This is a genomic window from Acinetobacter sp. TAC-1 (assembly GCF_029025845.1).
Classification (GTDB): domain Bacteria; phylum Pseudomonadota; class Gammaproteobacteria; order Pseudomonadales; family Moraxellaceae; genus Acinetobacter; species Acinetobacter guillouiae.
Genome location: NZ_CP118892.1, coordinates 4303277 through 4323844, shown reverse-complemented (window position 1 = coordinate 4323844; position 20568 = coordinate 4303277). Strand labels below are relative to the sequence as shown.

The 20568-nt window shown below is 38.1% G+C and carries 18 protein-coding genes; 9 read left to right on the top strand and 9 right to left on the bottom strand.

Features of this window, described 5'->3' with window-relative positions; genetic code table 11:
- The first annotated feature begins 6 nt into the window (after positions 1–6).
- Both PYV58_RS20210 and PYV58_RS20205 read left to right on the top strand, forming a co-directional pair.
- Entirely contained in the window at positions 7–726 is a 720-nt protein-coding gene (locus PYV58_RS20210; protein ID WP_034618043.1) for a metallophosphoesterase, read from the top strand.
- A gap of 401 nt (positions 727–1127) precedes the next feature.
- Complete coding sequence (locus PYV58_RS20205) at positions 1128–3164, top strand: PKD domain-containing protein (protein WP_034618042.1); 2037 nt, start codon at positions 1128–1130, stop codon at positions 3162–3164.
- A gap of 40 nt (positions 3165–3204) precedes the next feature.
- Here the strand turns inward: PYV58_RS20205 and PYV58_RS20200 are convergent, their stop codons facing one another.
- Entirely contained in the window at positions 3205–4077 is an 873-nt protein-coding gene (locus tag PYV58_RS20200) for an EamA family transporter (protein WP_034618041.1), read from the bottom strand.
- 273 nt (positions 4078–4350) lie between these two features.
- A complete protein-coding gene (gene serA, locus PYV58_RS20195) occupies positions 4351–5583 on the bottom strand; it encodes a phosphoglycerate dehydrogenase (protein WP_004718250.1) in 1233 nt (410 codons plus the stop codon).
- A gap of 372 nt (positions 5584–5955) precedes the next feature.
- Between serA and PYV58_RS20190 the strand changes: the two genes are divergently transcribed.
- From PYV58_RS20190 to PYV58_RS20170, 5 genes are all read left to right on the top strand, one after another.
- Complete coding sequence (locus PYV58_RS20190) at positions 5956–7365, top strand: FAD-binding oxidoreductase (RefSeq protein WP_034618040.1); 1410 nt, start codon at positions 5956–5958, stop codon at positions 7363–7365.
- 152 nt (positions 7366–7517) lie between these two features.
- Positions 7518–8333 carry a DUF4375 domain-containing protein gene (locus tag PYV58_RS20185; RefSeq protein WP_034618035.1) on the top strand — a complete coding sequence of 272 codons (816 nt, stop codon included), beginning with the start codon at positions 7518–7520 and terminating at the stop codon, positions 8331–8333.
- Between the two features lie 77 nt (positions 8334–8410).
- Positions 8411–8782 carry a hypothetical protein gene (locus PYV58_RS20180; protein WP_034618033.1) on the top strand — a complete coding sequence of 124 codons (372 nt, stop codon included), beginning with the start codon at positions 8411–8413 and terminating at the stop codon, positions 8780–8782.
- Between the two features lie 623 nt (positions 8783–9405).
- Positions 9406–10170 (top strand): nucleotidyltransferase domain-containing protein, encoded by a 765-nt coding sequence (locus tag PYV58_RS20175; protein WP_034615362.1) that lies wholly within the window; start codon positions 9406–9408, stop codon positions 10168–10170.
- 31 nt (positions 10171–10201) lie between these two features.
- Positions 10202–11083: a pirin family protein gene (locus PYV58_RS20170; protein WP_034615429.1), complete on the top strand. Its 882-nt coding sequence runs from the start codon at positions 10202–10204 to the stop codon at positions 11081–11083.
- A gap of 34 nt (positions 11084–11117) precedes the next feature.
- Here the strand turns inward: PYV58_RS20170 and PYV58_RS20165 are convergent, their stop codons facing one another.
- On the bottom strand, positions 11118–11510 hold the full coding sequence (locus PYV58_RS20165) for a hypothetical protein (protein WP_004718237.1): 393 nt from the start codon (positions 11508–11510) through the stop codon (positions 11118–11120).
- A gap of 350 nt (positions 11511–11860) precedes the next feature.
- On the opposite strand from PYV58_RS20165, the gene PYV58_RS20160 reads away from it, so the two are divergent.
- Positions 11861–13102, top strand: a complete 1242-nt coding sequence (locus PYV58_RS20160) for an MFS transporter (RefSeq protein ID WP_051671039.1) — start codon at positions 11861–11863, stop codon at positions 13100–13102.
- Positions 13103–13165: 63 nt separating this feature from the next.
- Here the strand turns inward: PYV58_RS20160 and PYV58_RS20155 are convergent, their stop codons facing one another.
- The 3 genes from PYV58_RS20155 to yccS all read right to left on the bottom strand — a co-directional run bounded on the left by PYV58_RS20155 (position 13166) and on the right by yccS (position 16351).
- Positions 13166–13453, bottom strand: coding sequence for a DUF3817 domain-containing protein (locus tag PYV58_RS20155; protein WP_034615366.1), 288 nt, complete (start codon positions 13451–13453; stop codon positions 13166–13168).
- A 162-nt stretch (positions 13454–13615) separates the two neighbouring features.
- Positions 13616–14170: a hypothetical protein gene (locus tag PYV58_RS20150; protein ID WP_034615369.1), complete on the bottom strand. Its 555-nt coding sequence runs from the start codon at positions 14168–14170 to the stop codon at positions 13616–13618.
- A 30-nt stretch (positions 14171–14200) separates the two neighbouring features.
- Positions 14201–16351, bottom strand: coding sequence for a YccS family putative transporter (yccS, locus tag PYV58_RS20145; RefSeq protein ID WP_034615371.1), 2151 nt, complete (start codon positions 16349–16351; stop codon positions 14201–14203).
- A gap of 184 nt (positions 16352–16535) precedes the next feature.
- Here yccS and PYV58_RS20140 point away from each other — a divergent pair, with 184 nt between their 5' ends.
- Positions 16536–17759, top strand: coding sequence for a DUF2252 family protein (locus PYV58_RS20140; protein WP_034615374.1), 1224 nt, complete (start codon positions 16536–16538; stop codon positions 17757–17759).
- A gap of 46 nt (positions 17760–17805) precedes the next feature.
- Here PYV58_RS20140 and sodC read toward each other — a convergent pair whose 3' ends face one another.
- From sodC to PYV58_RS20125, 3 genes are all read right to left on the bottom strand, one after another.
- The gene (sodC, locus tag PYV58_RS20135) at positions 17806–18360 is read right to left on the bottom strand and encodes a superoxide dismutase family protein (RefSeq protein WP_004718225.1); all 555 of its coding nucleotides are present in this window, start codon (positions 18358–18360) and stop codon (positions 17806–17808) included.
- Between the two features lie 287 nt (positions 18361–18647).
- Positions 18648–19766, bottom strand: a complete 1119-nt coding sequence (locus PYV58_RS20130; RefSeq protein WP_004818697.1) for an AI-2E family transporter — start codon at positions 19764–19766, stop codon at positions 18648–18650.
- Between the two features lie 100 nt (positions 19767–19866).
- Positions 19867–20511: a ParA family protein gene (locus PYV58_RS20125; RefSeq protein ID WP_004718222.1), complete on the bottom strand. Its 645-nt coding sequence runs from the start codon at positions 20509–20511 to the stop codon at positions 19867–19869.
- Positions 20512–20568: the final 57 nt, after the last annotated feature.

Sequence of the window (20568 nt, the reverse complement as noted above, 5' to 3'; positions counted from 1 at the left end):
CAGTCTATGTCTGAATTATCGCAACACAAGCTCGCGCATGTAGCGACCTATACCCATGAGACAGGTCGCTTGTTTGTGGTAGGTGATATACATGGTTGTTATGATTTGTTGATGCAACAGCTTGAACGGGTTCAATTTAACTTTGAAAAGGATCTATTGATTGCTGTAGGGGATATTGTTGATCGTGGTCCTGACAGTTTGAAATGTTTGCATCTGCTTGCAGAGCCTTGGTTTAAAGCTGTTTTAGGCAATCATGAAGAAATGTGCTTATTGTCGCAGATCGATCCGATGATGAAAGATATGCATGTGCATCATGGTGGAGAATGGTTTTATGCATTAAGTTCGGATCAGCAGCAACAAGTCATCGATCAATTAAACACTTTACCCATACTATTAGAAGTCATTTATCAAAATAAGAAGTATGGCTTTGTGCATGCCGATATAGATCTAAATGATTGGGATGCGTTTAAAGTTGCCACACGTTCTAAAAGTCGCGAATTGGCGTTATGGGGCAGGGGGCGAATTAAAAATAAGCGCTTTATGCGTTATTCAACGGTTGTCGGTGTAGAACAGGTTTTTCTAGGTCATACCGTGGTTGATTTTGTCACCAAGAAGCATAATTGCTATTTTCTAGATACGGGTGCTTGTTTTGGAAGTGATTTAAGCCTTGTTGAAATAGATCATCACCGCCCGATAGAAAAACAAGTATTTGTCCTTCAGTCATGATTTAATTTCTTTCTATTGTTTAAATATTTTTAAGCGTTCAGACCATTCATTGTAGTGAATTTTATATGGCTATTACTTAAATTTGATCTGTGTTGTAGAAAAAATAAGTCTTTAATTAAAAAATACATAGATATAAAAGCATCAATCATTAAATACATAAATATAAGATTATGAAATGTAAATAAAAAATTTATTTCTAATCAAAAGTATTTTTTCATTTATCGATATTCAATCAAATTTTTTGTTATCACTTGCTTTGATACAGCAAGTATCAACGGTGTTTGATTGAGAAAGATATTAAAATATTTTTAAAATAAAACAGCTATTATTAATAATTAATTCACAGTAATATAAGTTATCGTGATGGATATCGCGAATTAAATAACAATAAGGTGACGACAATGATGAGATCGAAAAATTATATAAAATGGTTTCTTTTTGCATGGCTAAGCTTACTTTTGTTGGCTTGTAACTCTTCAACTCAATTTGAACAGGGTCTTACAGCCAAATTTGAATATAGTCCAACAGCGCCAAATATCGGTGAAGTTGTCAAATTTGATGGAACGAAAAGTACGGTTGACCAAACAAAAGAAGCCAGTGCAATTGCTAGCTATGCTTGGAACTTTGGAGATGGTTCAAGCGGAACAGGTGCTACAGTTGAACATAGTTATACAAAAGTTGGTCAATATACCGTGAGCCTGACGATAACAGACCTAGCAGGTCGGACTGATTCAACTACACAGAAAATAGAAGTAAAACAGGGACCAACAACGATAAACCGCGAGGTTTTAGTCTCAGCTCAAACGGTTGATGGCGCTTCGATTCCAAATACAAATATTACAATACAGGGGCAAAGTGTTAAAACAGATCAAAATGGTCATGCGACTTTGAATCTAATACTTCCTCAAAACACACAAAAAGTGGTGGCTAAATTTGAAAAAGAAGGCTTTATCACGCAGGCAATTGTCTATGATGTTGCCAATTTAAAAGCAATCTCAGCAAATTTATTGGCCATTAAACAAGTTGTCCCTGTGGCAGAGATCTCTGACGCTCAAGTGATTCAATCCTTAAATTTGGGTGCAAGTATTAGCATCCCCGCCAACGCTTTTGTAAAAGCAGATGGCAGTCTTGCTACCGGCGCTGTGACTGTTGAATTTACTCCATGGGATATTACCAATCGTGATTTAAATGCAATGCCTGCCAATGGTGTAGCACGCGATGCACAAGGCAATATTGTGGATTTGATCAGTGCGGGAATGATTACAGCCACATTTAAAGATGCGGGTGGTCAGGAATTACAACTTGCAGCTGGTAAAACAGCAGACCTTCAAATGAACCTGCCGAGAAAGAGTATCAATAATCAACAGATGAAAGCAGGTACACAAATTCCAATGTGGTATTTTGATGAAGCGAGTGGCTTGTGGATTGAAGAGGGTATTGGGCAGGTGACGACGTCAAATCAATCACCTACAGGCCTTGCAGTACATGCTACAGTGAAGCATTTTTCAACATGGAACTGGGATTTGAAATTTGAAAATGCAGGTTCAGTCTTTGTGCAGTGTCAATCCAATGGTGAGGGGATTCCATGCAATGTGATTGCAAGAATCAGCTTAAATGATGGTTCATCCTTAATCAAATCAAACAGTATTCCTAAAGAAGGATTGACGGTGGTGAATATGCCTTCGAGTGGTTCAATTTATTGGACTGCAAAAGATCTAACAGGCTTGATGCTAGGTGAAAAAACTTCGACAACATCAGGTAATGTGATTATTGATCTTGGAAAATCAGCCACAGATCATTTTGTAAAATGTACACTACCCAATGGGACGTCCGTGGCATGTTTTGGCAAAATAAATGACCAGTTGGATTTTTCAATATCGCAAGATGGCGGTCGTTTCCTCACAGGTATAAAAGACCCAGACGGGCAGTTGGATTGGTCTGCACAAACGGCTTTAATTTTTGAGAGCAATCAATGGGTGCGTTATAAAGGACAGCAAACTTCAGGTTTAACAGGCAATGTTAATATTATCTTGGCAGATCGTGAAGTTGTTTATGTCAGCAATCAAGGCTTGAGTTTCCCGATTGTCTGTACCAGTATGATTGAGGATCCTTTAAATGGGAGCACTGAGCCCAATGGGAATTGGGAAGTTGTTCCTGAATTAATTGGAAAGTCATGCAATATAGAAATCACGGTATATAACATAAATGGTAGCAATGAGATCTTAACCTATAGTGCAATCTATGGAAAACCGATGCAAATTCAATTACCAAATCAATATTCAGGTTTTGATTCAGCAGGAAAAGGTCCTATTACTTATTTAAGTATTTATGCAAATATAGAAGACAGTAATGGTGATTTGGTTGAACGAATTGGTCTTGAACTAGAGCCAGATCCGAATAGCATGATAAAACTAATTATGGGGGCACCTGATTGGTAGGTTTTAGATGAGTGAATTGAAACCACCTTTCGAGGTGGTTTTATCCTTTATGCCGTGCTTTTTGTGTGGTTACGGTGCAACCAATTGACGCACTAATGATCGTGGCTAATGCCAACCATTGAGTCCATAACAATTGTTCATTTAAGAAAATAAATCCTGAAAATGCGGCAATTGCAGGTTCTAGGCTCATTAACGTGCCAAAGCTTAAAGCAGATAAATTTCTTAATGCAATCATTTCCAATGAAAACGGCAAGGCACTTGCCAAGATCGCCAACGCAATAAAATAAATTAAATTTGAAGGTTCAAAAACCTGTAAAGGCATCGCAGAAAATAAGGCAATTGGCATTAAGCACAACATGCCTACAAACATCCCCAAGCATACAGTATGGTTTCCAGAAACCCCTGAAGGTCGTTGACCTGCAATAATATACAGCGCCCAGCAAGCGCCAGCAGCTAAGGCAAAGGCAATGCCAATAGGGTCAAGGCTTTGCTTTGCCTGATCAAATGGAAACAGTAAAACCAGTCCAAGTACTGCAAGCCCAACCCAAATAAAATCGAATTTTTGTCGTGCATGAAACAGGGCAACACTGAGCGGTCCAATAAATTCAAACGCTACGGCAATGCCGAGCGGAATACGATGAATCGATAAGTAAAATAAAGCATTCATTCCTGCAAGGGCAATACCATAACTGATGATGGATGACCATTTCACCTGTTTAAAATTGACCTGCCAAATTTTAAAAATCACGGCCAAAATCAATGAGCCGAGCAATAACCGCATAGCGGAAATGGTAAGGACTGGAAATTGATCAAATAATGTTTTTGCTAATGCGCCACTGCTTTGCATACTGATCATGGCAATGAACAATAGAACTAAAGCTTGCAGGTGTGGTGCATTTTTTAAATTTGGCATTGTTTCTGAAATTTAGAGTAAGGGCTTGGAGGAAAATCTCCGCAATAAGCTTCTTATATAAAACAATTTAGATGAAATGCTCATGTAATTTGCAAAGCTTATTGTGCTTTAGATAGTACACTGTCTTTGTAGAATAGGGCGAGAGAAGATGCTAAATAGTTTATTAATCAAATTATTTAACTTAAAAATATACTATCGGAAAGAAGTGACAGATTTATAAGTCCAATAAAAAACCACAGGCAAATACCTGTGGTTTTTTTAACTTAAATCGTCTTAGAACAATACGCGAACGCGGATTGTGCCTTCAACTTCATGAAGGGTATCAAGCGCTTCTTGAGATGCAGTTGCGTCTACATCCATCACCAAGTAACCGACATCACCTTTAGTCATTAAAGACTGACCAGAAATGTTGATGCCATGTTCAGCGAACAGGTTGTTAATTTTAGATAACACGCCTGGCACGTTTTTATGAATGTGTAGTAAACGGTGTTTACCTTCAGTCAATGGAAGTGCGATTTCAGGGAAGTTTACCGCAGATAAAGTCATACCTTTATCTGAATAAGCCACAAATTTTTCAGCAACTTCTAAACCGATGTTGGCTTGCGCTTCCATGGTTGAACCACCAACGTGAGGTGTTAAAATCACATTGTCTAGACCACGAAGTGGAGAAACAAATTCTTCACCATTGGCTTTAGGTTCTTTCGGGAATACGTCAACAGCTGCACCAGCAATATGACCAGATTTAATCGCATCTGCCAAATCTTCAATAACAACACATGTACCACGTGCAGCATTGATGAAGATTGAACCTTCTTTCATTTTTGCAAATTGAGCTTTTGCAAAGAAATTACGTGTTGAAGGAACATCGGGTACATGCAGTGTAACAACATCTGCATTTGCAAGTAGTTCGTCTAAAGAACCCACTTGACGTGCATTACCCATAGGAAGCTTAGTCACAGCATCATAATAAATGACATGCATACCCATGCTTTCAGCTAAAACTGAAAGTTGAGAGCCAATAGAGCCATAGCCCACGATACCTAAAGTTTTACCACGCGTTTCAAATGAACCTACCGCAGACTTGTTCCAACCACCACGGTGAGTTGAAGCAGATTTAGCAGGCACACCACGAAGTAAAAGAATTGATTCAGCAAGAACCAATTCAGCAACTGAACGAGTATTTGAGTATGGTGCGTTAAATACAGGAATACCACGAATCATGGCTGCATTTAAATTCACTTGGTTGGTTCCGATACAGAAACAACCCACTGCGATCAATTTATTCGCAGCTGCAAAGACTTCTTCAGTTAATTGTGTACGGGAACGAATACCAATGAAGTGGGCATCTTTAACCGCTTCTTTCAACGCTTCACCCTCAAGCGCAGTTTTACGGTAATCGATATTGGTATATCCGGCAGCATTTAACGTGTCGATTGCGTTTTGATGAACGCCCTCTAACAACAAGAAACGAATTTTATCTTTAGGTAGTGAAAGATGTTGGCTCATTACGGCTCCGCTACAAAGGCCAAATTTAGTCGCAATATGATACCATAGACCTTGTTCTATAGATATTTCGATTGTGACAGTACAGTGGATATTTTATCTACGATTTCTGATAAGCATTATTCAAAAATTAAATGAAATGCTAATGCATTGATTTTTATAATGCTTGAAGCACACTTTATACACAAAGTGTGGATAATGTGAATCAAATCTGTGCTTTATCCTCATCAGTCATCTAGGTAAAATACTGCTAAAATTAGTGAAGTTGCCGATTTCAGCTATAAAAAATGCTGAAAAATTTTCACAGACTGATTTAAAATCTCGAATGTTGTATAGCACAACCTCTTATTTACTTCTTGCTAGGTCCGCAAAACGATGAATGCTCCAGTAACGATAGCACCTGAATTATTGACCCAATTGACGCAAATCGTCGGTGAAAACCGAATTAAAACCGATGCTGACAGCTTAGAAAATTGGGGCAAAGACCATACTAAGCATTTTGAACCTCAGCCATCGGTTATCGTTTTCCCATCGAGCACAGAGCAAGTGCAAGCAATTGTTCAATTGGCCAATCAGTTTAATGTTGCGATTACCCCATCGGGTGGTCGTACAGGTTTATCAGCAGGTGCTGTTGCTGCCAATGGTGAAATTGTCGTGAGCTTCGACAAAATGAACCAAATTTTAGAATTTTATCCAGCTGATCGTATGGTGCGTATTCAGGCGGGTGTAGTGACTGAACAGTTGCAGAACTATGCAGAAGAACAGGGGATGTATTATCCGGTTGATTTTGCTTCTGCGGGTTCATCACAATTGGGTGGCAACATTGGAACCAATGCAGGCGGAATTAAAGTGATCAAATACGGGATGACTCGTAATTGGGTACTTGGTCTGACCGTGGTGACAGGTAAAGGTGATGTATTGCGTTTAAACAAAGGCATGATTAAAAATGCTACAGGTTATGCAATGCAACATTTATTCATCGGTGGTGAAGGGACTTTAGGCTTAGTGACTGAAGCCGAAATTAAACTTGAACGCCAACCGCATGACCTACAAGTGATGGTATTGGGTGTTCCTGATTTTGATGCAATCATGCCTGTATTACATGCATTCCAAAGCAAAATTGATTTAACTGCCTTTGAGTTCTTTGGTGAACTGGCAATGCAAAAAGTTTTGGATCGTGGTCATGTACAACGTCCATTTGAAACAGAATGCCCATTCTACGTTTTACTTGAGTTTGAAGCGCCGTACGAACCAATTATGGATGCTGCGATGGAAATCTTCGAGCATTGCATGGAACAAGGCTGGGTGCTTGATGGGGTGATGAGCCAAAATCTTGAACAAGTTCAAAGCTTATGGCGGTTACGTGAAGACATTTCTGAAACGATTGCCCCATTTACTCCGTATAAAAATGATATTTCAGTATTGATTACACATGTTCCTGCTTTTATTAAGGAAATTGATACAATTGTTGCTGAAAATTATCCTGATTTCGAAATCTGCTGGTTCGGCCATATTGGTGATGGAAACTTACACTTAAATATTTTAAAACCTGTGAATTTATCTAAAGATGAATTCTTTGCCAAATGTCAGGTGGTAAATAAGTATGTGTTTGAAACTGTGAAGAAATATGACGGTTCAATTTCTGCGGAGCATGGCGTAGGCATGACCAAAAAGCCTTATCTGGATTACACACGGACTGCTGAAGAAATTGAATATATGAAAGCCTTGAAGAAAGTGTTCGATCCAAATGGCATCATGAACCCAGGCAAGTTATTTGATCTGTAATGATTTAAATAGCTCATTTGTACAAGCGCTTCGAGAGAAGCGCTTTTTTATTGCCGAACAAAAGATAAAATAAAGTTACATGCTGGTCGCCATTTATCGCTGAAAATTTGTTATGTTGGTTACGCTTAAATATTGATAAGAAACTGAAAACTATGCTCATTGATAACATTTTAATTTCTAAACAAAGTTTAGACAGTGATGATCACTATGATGTGATTATGTCCAATATTGATAGCTTAAATGGCTTATTTGAACATTATGTCGAATATGATGAAGTATCGGCAGAGGCCTTATACAGTTATTTTGTCGATTACTATCTTGCTCAAGTGAATAATGGTGGTTTTTCACAATTCGTTTATAACACGGGTTGGGATGCGTTCATGGTGAAACATGTTCGTGAAGGATTAAAAGCTATGAATGCGACTGCGCATTCGGCTCTCTTTGAGCAAAGTGCGGATTTAATCGATCAGTTTTCGGATGAGCAATTAGAACAGTTCTTAGAGGGTGAATACTTTGGTGAAAATGAGCAACGAGATATTCTCAATGCTTTTGATGACCAGTTTTATGCATTGAATGATAGTGAAGATTTGATTGAAATAAATAGTCGATGGTTAAAGCAACATCCAAAGTTACAAGTTGTCGATGAAGATCAGATTTTGACGATTGTAGAGCAAGTTGCAGCCAAAATTCCAAATTTAGAACAACGTAAACAGCAAGCAGCTGAAAACAGTCCACGTTATTTTAAAATTATTCAAGCTTTATGCCTGCAAGCAGGTCAGGAACTAGATCGTATTACCATTGGCGATCCATCACATGAGTATAATGGGCAAGAGATCGTTGCTTGGCATTTTCTAACTGATGCAGGGCATTTTTATATGCTGGATCTAGGTGATCAAGCCTTGATGTTTGATGAAAATGATCAACAAATCATAGCGCTCGATGTTAGCCATATTGCAGATGAGTCATAAAGACACAGTTTTTAAATAGTGTACGTTTAAAAAGCATAGCATCATTAGGCTATGCTTTTAGTTTTAGGGTGATCAGAATGAATCGTTTGAGTTTAATTTCAGTATTTTGTTTAGTGACTTTGTCTGGCTGTGCAACAACACAAAATTTAATGAATAAAGTGGGTGGTTCAGAGACACCATTAAGTCAGGTTTTAAATGAACGTCCTGATTTACGTAAGGATCTCGCGACTGTTGAGTTGCGTCAGTATTTTAATAGTGTGGAATCACCCACTGTTGCCGAGGTGAAGTTGACTGAAACAGGTTTGATGGATGATTCAGTGCGCTCAGTTCGTAGTGTGTATAGCTTTAAAAATATTGATGGTCAGTGGAAACGTATAGATATGCAAAAGGAATATCAGTGTTACCGCGGCAAGAACACCAAGACATTCCAAAAGGCAAAATGTCCTTGATATTTTTTTGATTTATGCTTGAAAAATAGATAGAAATGCTGGATAAAAACGTATCAGACTTGGTACGTTTTTTATTTGGGAAATCACAATAAATGAATATTTTAATTGTGGGTAATGGTTTTGATCTTTCGCATTTTTGACTGATATAAGAAGTTGAATATATAAAATATATAGTCAAACCACCTCATTATTCATACAAGTGATTTCCATCAAGTCATTAATCATAAATAAAGCTTATGTTTTTGTATGAACTTTTAGAAACTGTTGGTTATCAATTCATCTTTTTATCTCTGAAAAGTGAGGCATCGCCTACGCAAAGGTATTTAAACTTTGAATGTAAGGTGCGGCATTGCAAGCTTTTTATAATCAAATAATTTATTTTTTACATGTAATTGATTTAATTAAAAGTATTAATTAATAGAAATTCTATTCTTATGTCTGAGCTTTTGACAGGTTGGCTATAAAGCAAATTATGCTGGTAAGTATCAGAATGAATTAAAGCGAATATTGATAAAGGTTTTGAATTAGAAACAAGGGGAAGAAAACCTTGGATTCAAAGAAAATTTAAAATGCACTGAAATTGATGATATAAAACTTATAGATTTACCCAAAATGTGAACACAATGAACATCCAACAAGAAATTCAACACTTATTCCAAAACAGAGATGAACATCCACTGTTTTATATCGAAAGCGGTAGTCGCTTATGGGGTATGGCAAGTCCAGACAGCGATTACGATGTACGTGGTTTCCATCTACCCTCCAAGGCACAATATTACGATTATCGCCAACACCGTGATTTAATCGAGATCATGGATGGCGACTTTGACTTTGTTTCATTCGACTTAAATAAAATGTTTGGGCTTTTGGCAAAAAGTAATCCGACTGTTTTAGAGTGGGTACGTGCACATATAGTCTATTTTAATCAATTTCCTGGATGGGAAAAATTTAGAGATGGCTTACTTGAACGAATAGACTATAAAGCTCTGTATTATCATTACTTGTCGTTGGCGAAAGGCGGTATGCATGTCATGCAAACCGCAGATAACTTTACCTATAAAAAAGTGTTTTATTCTATTCGTGGTCTGATGTCAGCAGAACTAGCAACACAGCAAATTATGCCTGAACTCCTGATTACGCAATTGTTTGATCAAATCGATGCTCATGATCCCTTACGACATTGGGCAGAAGATTATTTAGAAATCAAAAAGCAGCAGAAAGAAAAAGTGCAATTACCTGTCGCGGAACAAGCGCAAATCTTACAACTGTTAGAAAATAAAATTGAGGCCTTAAATCTAAGAGCGATTGAACCGACCAATGATATTGAAAAATTAAAGCAATATCTCACCGAATATAGCTTTAATTTAAAACAACATTTTTATGGCTAATGCTTTTACTCAATCAGAGAATAGTGACACTATGAAAACCCTTGCCTTTATTCATCGTAATGACACCCGTTTTGCGATAGGGGATTTTTATCCTGTACTTTCTGTATTTTCACACTATGAATTAGGCAATACCGTTTCTCCCTTTCTATTACTGGATCATTTAGGACCTGGTGTTTTAAAACCGACCAATTTACGCAAAGGGGTGAGTGAGCATCCTCATCGTGGTTTTGAAACGGTTACCCTGATTTTTGCTGGTGAATTAGAACATCGTGACTCATCGGGTGGTGGTGGTATTGTTTCAGCGGGTGATGTGCAATGGATGACCGCAGCTTCAGGTGTGGAACACAAAGAGGTCTTTAGTGAGGCATTTTCAAAAACGGGTGGCTATTTTGAAATGGTACAACTATGGGTGAATTTACCTGCCAAAGATAAAATGAATCCACCACGTTACCAAAGCTTGCGAAAAGCCAATATTCCAGTGATTGAACTCCCGAATAGTGCTGGAACGGTACGGGTGATTGCTGGGAACTACCAAGGGCAATACGGACCAGCAAAAACGCATTCGCCACTTCAAGTTTTGGATATTGAAATCCAAGCAGGCCATAAGATCAGATTGCCCGCAGGCGCAGGAGAAACCACACTGGTCTATTTACGAACGGGTAAGGCTCAGTTTCAAGCTGAAGATGAAATATTTGAAGAGCAAGGGCTTGCTGTGATGTCGAGTTTGGAACAAGACTTTGAAATAACGGCATTGCAACAGTGTAAATTGTTGCTGCTTACAGGCAAACCGCTTCAAGAGCCAATCAATGGGCATGGGCCATTCGTCATGAACAACTATACTGAAATTCTTGAAGCATATGACGATATTAAACGTGGCACATTTATCAAATCAACAGTGCGCGATGATGAATAAAGCAAACTGTGAGAATTACAATTCGCTTTGGTAATTAATTTATCGATTGTGGTTTGTTCTTGAGTGCAATCAAGCCTTTGATCAGCAATGCAATCCCGATACCCACACATAATCCCATTAGGAACTTGCCAAATATACCCAAGCCCAATTCTTTATGGTTGGCGGAGCTAATCGCTTTCGCCGTATCTTCAGCCGAGGCGGTTGCATTGGCTTGACTATCCATCAATGCCACAAAGCCTGTATCTGTTTTACAGCTTCCTATGATAGTGCTTGAGTTTTCAGCATATTTATTTTGAACCAATTGTTCACATCGCGCCTGATCTTCAGCACTAATTTTAGGTGCAGAACTGATAAAATAAAGTCCTCCACCTACCAACAATAAAATCACGCCAATAATGATCAGCGATATTGGGTTTTTATTTTTCATTTAAATTATTTATATCCGCTTATACAGCATTTAGGGTAGCTTAAGAATAATAAATGTTCAACTTTCACTGGAAATTTGTCTGTGTTAGACTAGTAAAACTTAACCCTGTGTCTGTGTGTACCTCTGTGAGCTTTCTCATAGATTGGGTTAAGTTATAAATCTCACAAATATAGTTTCAGCAATTACTTTACCTATTGAATTAGACACCTTGTGAATACGGTGTTGAACTGCCTTTATTCAACGTAAATTCCACAATTTAATATTTATATTTCAGTGCTTGTCATTGGGCGAACGCTTATCTTTAAAAAGTAGTGTGAGCGATGCAAGCCAATAAAGATATGTAGAAAATAATGCAAAATTTAGTGCAAAAAGAACAAACTGCAAGTTTGAGTCGCGCTACGCTTATGTTTCCATTGGCGTTGGTGTTATTTGAATTTTCAGTTTATATCGGTAATGATTTGGTTCAGCCCGCGATGCTCGCAATTACCAAAGAATTTGGTGTGAGTAGTGCATGGGCACCGTCATCTATGTCATTTTATCTTCTCGGCGGGGCATGCGTCGCAGGGATACTCGGACCTTTGTCTGACCGATTAGGACGTAAGAAAGTTTTATTGTCAGGTGTTGCATTCTTTGTCATCACCTGTTTATTAATTTTACTCACCCACAATATTGAAAGTTTTCTTGTTTTAAGATTCTTACAAGGTTTTGGTTTATCTGTGATCGCAGCAGTGGGTTATGCCGCGATTCAAGAAACCTTTGAAGAGCGTGATGCCATTAAAGTCATGGCACTGATGGCAAATATTTCTTTGCTTGCCCCTTTGATTGGCCCTGTTGTCGGCGCATTCCTCATCGATCATGTGTCATGGCACTGGGGATTTATTGCGATTGCCTTTTTAGCTTTTCTGAGTTGGTTTGGTCTAAAAGCCAAGATGCCAGCACGTACAAGCAGTATTCCCAAAAAACCGTTGAGTTATATTTGGGATGATTATATGCAAGTCTTGAAAAATAAGACGTTCATGGGCATGACCCTCGGCTTGCCGATGGTGGCGATGCCTTTGATGCTATGGATCGCATTGTCTCCAGTGATGTTGGTTGAAGAACTGGGGCTCAGTAGTATGCAATATGGTCTGGCGCAATTCCCTGTATTGGGTGGATTGATTCTAGGTAATATTGTGCTGATTAAAGTGATTGATCGCTTGCCACTGGGTAAAACAGTTTTGATTGGTTTACCTTTGATGCTGTTAGGTACCGCAATTGTGGTGGCTGGGATCATTTGGCGCGAATATTTTCTTCATTGCGTTATTTTAGGCATGACCTTAGTCAGTTTTGGTGAAGGAATTAGTTTTTCAGTGCTTTATCGTTTTGCTTTAATGTCATCTGAAGTTTCTAAAGGCACTGTCGCTGCTGCTGTTTCAGTGTTGATGATGTTCACGTTCTTCTTTGTGATTGAACTGATTCGAATTCTGTATGAGCATTTCCATCTCTGGGCTTATGCGTTGTCATGTTTTGCGTTAATTGCTTTGTGGTTCACTATTCCACGTGGATTATTAAAAACAATTATGCAGCAACGTCAAGTAAATGGTGAGTTTTAAGCTCACTTGAGTTTCCCTCTCCTTGTAAAAGGGGAGGGAGCTTTGCTTCTTAAATAAAACAAGTTAAGGCTGTTGCAATGCTTTTAATTTATGATCAAAAACAAAAGGCCCAAAAGGTAAAATTGAAGCAATTAAACCTAAAATAAACATGTGAATGGACCACTTCTGTTTTCCACAGACAATCAATAACACAGCAAGAAAAGCAAGAAATAACACACCATGTCCCATGCCAATATATTTCACATAAATAGGCATATCCCAAATATATTTCAAAGGCATCGCAATAAAGAGAAGAAGGAGAAAGGAAATGCCTTCAAGAAAACCAACAATACGTAAAGATTTGATATTCATGGTCACTTAGTCAAATGAGAATGAAGCTTGAGTCTAACCGAATTATCTAAACGATTTGAAAAAAATAGTAAATAAAATCGATTCATTTAAATAGATGGAAGATTGTTCTGGAGAATAAGCTTTTAGTCTCCAGACCAGATATAGCCCAATATTTAAGATCGATTATTGTAATGCTTTGATTGCTGCATCCTGCTGTTGCTGTTCAAATGCAGTGATATAAACACACCCAATATAAGTTTTATGTTCACCTTGATCTACAACGGGATTCGATTCAGCCAAAGTCAGTTTACGCAAAGATTTTTCGATTTCTTTGGTCTCAAGATCTGTTTTTACAACTTTCTCTCCTGAAAAATACGGCATATCTTTAAAGAAAGGGTTTTGCGTGATTTGAAACTTTTTAGCGAGGTCTTTGGTATTTGCATGTTTTAAAACAGCCAAGATTCCACCAGAAACCAAACTGATTTGATCTGTAGTTTGACCGAATACTATAATCGGGACTTTACTGACATAGCTATATTCTTCACCTTGTTTGATCCAGCCATTCTTTTTCAGATCATCCTCAAATTGAAAACCTAAGTCATAATAATTTTTCAGTGTCTTTTTACACTCTAAAAATTGCTGTAAGTCTTGATTAAATTGAGAATCTGCAAAAGCACTGGGTGCAGCACTAATGGTCAATGCAGAGAATAAAAACGTTAGGCAATGTCTAAGTTTCATGTGAAGCCTCTAAATGTCTGGTCATTCTTGCTATTTAATTTCTAATCGAAGTAAGGTTGTTTTTAGTTTTAACAACTCAGGTAAGGTTTCCAATAATAAACTGATTTGTTTAAGCACCAAAAGTAAATTATCTGACAAATTTTCTTGATCACTGATGTGCTGAATTTCAGTGAGCTTTGTTTCAATTAAGGCTTCATTTACAGCGGTTTGGTTAAGCAAAACATCAGTTAAGGTATGTTTGCACCATAACATCAAATCTAAAATCTGCTGATCATGTACATGTTCACGATGGCTACCTAAAGCTGAAACATAACTGAGCTGGCTATGGCTATAGACCAAGTATCGAAAGGCATTGTGAATTAAATCCGGATTTGGATTGGGTTCAGCACTTAAACTGGAAATCATCGTGGATAATTCAATCTGTGCATTATGTGCTGCTCGGCGTGCTTTACGATAATCAATACTGTTGGTGCGGCCTTGTTGATATTGTTCAACAACCGCATCGAAATAGTCTAAGGTTGCTTTACTGCTTTTTCGGATATTGTTAGAAATATCACGGAAGTTCCAGTCTGGCCAAATAAAACTGACCGCAAACCATGCGATTAAACATCCCAAGAGGGTGTCGATAATACGCGGTAAAATAATGGCATAGCCTGCGCCTTTTAAATTAAAGATTAACAAGACCATAAGCGTTGCCATTAAAGTCGCCATGGCATATTTTTTTGAGCGTAGGTAGAAAAAGTACACCCCAAAAATAATGGTGAGGAGCAATTGCCCTTCAATACTGGGGACAAAGTATAAAATCGGAATACCCAAAAGTACTCCTAATACAGTGCCTAGCGTGCGTAGTTTTAAACGGCTTTTGGTGGCAAAATAACTGATTTGGCATACAAATAAACTGGTAAGTAAAATCCAATAGCCGTTTTTGGCAAAGGGCAGTAGCGAAATGGTATAGCCCACAGCAAACACAAAAGCAATACGCACGGCATGGCGAAATAATGCAGAATTTGGGGTTAAATGTTGTTTAATCTTGAGCCAAAGGTCTGGTAGATCATGGATATCATCATCCAATAAATTGAGATTATCTCGATGTTGGCTATAACTTTGTTGATAATTACGTTGTTCAATACTTAGGTTAATAAATTGATCTTGCACATTTTTCAGATTGTTTAATACCAACAGTAAATTTTTTACTTCTAAATTATGTGGATTGTGTTGAATCCATTCCTGCATTGAGTTTTCTAAATGGGCTAAAGCAATATTGTTGTCTGTATGCGTTTGAAAGATTTGGCGTTTTAAAATTGCTTCGGCAAGTTGCCGGCAATTGCGCGCCTGCAAACGAACATTCTTCTGAATACGATAAATTAAATCTGTGCGACTAAAGTTTTGATGAATCTTTTCATAGTGCAAATAATTAGACGTAACTTGTTCATGAATATCTTGGGCCAGAAAATATAAATTAAGCCAGTAAATGGTGTTTTTATTGGCACGAGAGGCTTTTAATCGGGTCAGTAATGAGGCTTTGGTTTGGTTTAAGTTTTGTACCAACTGACTGTTTTGCAAAGAAAGATCATATAAAAGTTGCTCAACATTGTCGACATTATCAGGATCAAACAGTTTTGCTTTTGACATCAACAGCTCAGAAAGAAGATTAAAGCTATTGGATAAGTTGTCTTGTACAGCCTGTGTCGGTTTCAGTAGATAGAAAATGATAGAGGTCAAGCCATACCATAATGTACCCATGACAAAATAACTGGGCTGTTGATACCACTCAGTATATTCACCTAAGCCAAACATGGTATAGATTGACAAGAGCACGGTTCCAAATGAAATGGTGGCGTAGCGTTGCCCCAATGCCCCCATTAAGATAAAAGCTGCGCTGGATAGAGATAAGTAAATTAAAAATAAAAGTTTATAGGGATGTAAAAAATCTAAAATACTACTGACAGTAAAAAACAGCACACAGACCAAGCCAAGATTTCTTAAACGAATACTCAGTCGGTCATCAAAATCTGTGAGCGCTGTTGCAATTGCACCAAGCGTAATCGGTACAATGAGCTGTTCATAACCTAGAAAATACAGTCCAAGCGTTGTTCCAGTTAAAACAATCAAAATCTGTAGGCAATAAATCAAAGTTGAATTTGATTTTATATTTTGAAAGATTTGCTGATAGCTATTCACAGTGTCAATTCAGTGGCTTGGGCGTTTCAATATTTTACTCGTTTCTGAAAAGGCGACACGATTTATTGCATATAGAAATGTAAAAAATAAACGGTAATATTCAACATTTTGTATACAGTTTAACCCTTACTTAAATGCTTAAAAAAACTCAGAATAAGCGATCAAATACTTAAAAATAGTAAAAATGTCAAACCAGCAAAACACTGAAATAAAACAACCTCGTTATCGCAATACTGAACTAACAGAACGCCGTAATTTAAAAATGGCGGGTTCGATCCATGCCTATGTACGTGGCAATACGGCCAAATATTATGATTGGTTGAAGCAAGCTGAAATAAGTTCGATCCCACAGGGGCCTGCGATTTGGATTTGTGGAGATTGTCATACTGGGAATTTGGGCCCTGTTGCCAATGCTGAGGGTAAAATTGATATTGAAATTCGCGACCTAGATCAAACTGTGATTGGTAATCCTGCCAATGATGTTATCCGTTTAGGGTTATCCTTAGCCACAGCTGTGCGTAGTTCAGATTTACCTGGTGTGGTCACCGCGCAGATGATTGAAGCGTTGTATGCAGGTTATGTACATGCCTTAGCCGACAATGGTCGAGGGATTGATAAATTACAGCGACCAGTACTTGTGCATAGTGCGATGCAAAAAGCACTTAAGCGAACCTGGAAAAATTTAGCAAGAGAGCGTTTAGAAGGTTTAACGCCTGAAATAACCTTGGGGAAGAAATTTTGGCCCTTATTAAAAAAAGAACATCTCGAAATTCATCGTGTTTTTAATCAGCCTGATATTCAAGACTTGGTCACAATGATTGGTCAGCGTGATCAATCTGCTCAATTGAAAGTCATCGATTCAGCATATTGGGTTAAAGGGTGCAGTTCTTTAGGCTTATTGCGCTATATCGTACTGATGGATTCATCGAATCATATTGTCAGAGATGGCAAAGGCCTGTGTTTAATGGATCTGAAAGAAGCCACAACAGCACTTGCACCACGTTATTCAAATACACCGATGCCAAAAGACAATGCAGCAAGAATTGTTGAAGGCGCAAGACATTTATCGCCATTTTTAGGGGAGCGGATGCGAGCAAGTAAGTTTTTAGATACTTCGGTTTTTATTCGAGAGTTATTGCCACAAGATTTAAAACTCGAAATAGAAGGGGTCAATGAAGTTGAAGCCAAAGACTTAGCTTTCTATTTGGCTTTTGTGGTTGGTCGTGCACATGCTCGACAGATGGATGATGTAGTACGCAATGCTTGGGTAAAAGAGCTAAAACGTAATCAATCTAAAACTATTGATGCACCATTTTGGCTATGGCGTAGTATTGTCGAATTGATGAGTGTACATGAGGCAGGTTATTTGGAACATTGCCGCCGTTATGCGCTTTCGCATCTAAAATAAACACGATGTGGATAAGCGCATACTTATCCACAATGAATGATTTAAATTATTGAATCACACCACAGGCAATACGATCCCCACCACCACCCAGTGGTTTTGGATGGTCTGAATAATTATCGCCACCCGCATGAATCATAATAGCTAAGCCTTGAATATCGGCCAGTTTTAGACGTGGTGCAATTAATGTTGTTTTGGCATTACCATTTGAATCTACATTAAGTACAGGTAAATCGCCCATATGCCCATCATTCGGAGTGCCATGACCAGTTTTTTGTGGATTGAAATGACCACCCGCAGCTAAAGCCGCGCCCATTTTTCCGTCTTTTTCAGCGGGGGCACATGAGCCTTTTTCATGAATATGGAAACCATGATAACCAGAAGGTAATTGGCTAAGTTGGGTGTTGATGGTTAAACCATTTGGAGAATCTTGCAAGCTCACTGTACCAATTTTTGCACCAATGCCTTGTGCAGAGACCGCATGCATATCCACTGTTTGTAGTGGTGTTTTAAGCTTAGGTTTGACCGTTGTTGTACTACATGCCGCTGTAAAAAGTGCGATACATGTACAAAGTATAGAAGTTTTAAAGAAAGTAGATGTCATCGAACGCATCCAAAGTATTTGATTATGATTAGTCACTATTCAAACAAAGCACGGCCTGATAAACAATGTGAATTAAATGTCTGATTGTATGAATTTATTTAACAGTAAATTTGATTGGCATTGATTATGCTGACTAAAAATAAATAAACAAAATAATCAGCAAAATAATTACGCAGAATATCTGCGATATAAGATCGCTATACAAGGTATATTCGCCAATTAAAGCTTATTGGCGAATATACGATTTACCCATATTGAAATTTTAATTGTCACTTGCCTGGATTGGGCTAAGGTTTTGTGGGCTGATCATCATCAATGTCATAGGCCATCGTGGCATCTGGCATTAGGATTTCTGGCTCAGTGGTTTCATGTAACCACTCACGCCAAATGGCCAAAAGAATTGCAAGAATGACAGGACCAATAAACAGTCCAACCAGCCCAAAACTTGCCAATCCACCAAGTACACCAAACATGATCAACAAGAACGGAATCTTGGTTGCACCTGAAATAACCAAAGGTCGAATCACATTATCAGCAGTACTGACAATACAAACACCCCAAGCCATTACACCGATTGCTTCCATGGTTTGACCTTGTGAAAACAGCCATAATGAAACTGCACCATAAGCAACAGGAGGGCCAAATGGAATCAGTGCCATCAAGAAAGTCACAATGGTGAGTACCATTGGATTTGGAACACCCGCAACAAAATAACTTACACCAGCAAGAAATGCTTGAGCAACCGCAGTTAAACCAACACCATAAACCACAGCACGGGTTGTTTCAGAAATGGTGTCAAGATAATGGTGAATACGTGGGCCAATTAACATTTGTAAGGCTTTACTGACTTGTTCCAAAATGGTTTGACCATCTCGATAGAAGAAGAATAAAGACATGATTGCAAAACCTAGCTTAACCAGATTTTTGGTAATTTCGTTCAAGACGAATTTACCATAGTTCATATGGCCTTGAATCCACAGACCAATGGTTTGCGAAAGGCTGGTAGGATCAGCATTAATTTCACGTACAGTACGGCTGACTTCTTTGCCAATGATGGGAAGTTCACGGATAAAGTCTGGAACAGTCAAATGACCTGAAGATAATTGGCGTTGTAGGTCGAAATAAAGATTTCGTCCTTCATGTTGTAAAATAAAAATGGCAAAAGTCAGTGGAATTCCAACCACCAAAACCACCAGCGTAATCATCAGTGATGCACTGAGGGTTGGTCGATTCGAACCAAACATTCTTAATATGCGTTTGTACATTGGCCAAGTCATATAGGCAATAATACATGCCCATAACACAGGTACAATGAAGTATTTGAGAATATCGTAACCTAAAAAAATAAGGATAAACAATAATCCAAACAATAAGATACGTTGTAAGTTCGAAGTGAAATCTTGCACGAATTACTCTAAAAATTGTGAGTGATTGACTCAATATTAACTGAAAAATAAAGTGTGGCAAATTTTAACCGTACTTTATCTGATCTTTCTTGAATTGGTTTTAGAACCAATCGCTTGGATCGTCTATTAAAGCATCAAGTAAGGGTTGCCATTGTTCTTGAATGGTTAAAAAGTTCTTTTGGGTTTTATCAAAAACGTTTAAACCTTGCATCGCCAATTGGCTATAGGCAGTACGTTCGGATATCCATGCAACAGGTTTTTGTTCGATTTTATCAAAGAATTGCTGAATATCTTTCGAGCTTGAGCTGTTGGCTTTCATTCGATTGGCAACCAGATATACAGAAACTTTGCCTTTACGGATTTTTTTAATGTCTTGGATGTGTTTAAGGAAACGTCGGGTACTGTCGATATCAAAAAATGAGGGTTGTAGCGGAGTGACTACAGCATGGCATTCACTAATCAATTGCTCAGCATGTTCACCAGTTAAAGCACCTGGTGCATCAATCACTAAATAATCTAAGTTTTTAGGTGCATCTCCAATTGATTTTTCATGACGCCAATCCAGACTTTGAATTGTTGCTGCAGTGTCAGGACGTTGCTTTAACCATTGCAGTGCAGATTTTTGTCCATCTGCATCAGCCAAGGCCACTTTATAGCCTTTTTGTGCAAGCGCCGTCGCTAATGTTATTGCTGTAATCGTTTTCCCACAACCGCCTTTTAAATTTGCAACAAGTATTGTTTTCATGATTGATCAATTAAGTCTGTAAGCTAACCTTCACCTTACTTTAGCATTAATTTTTAG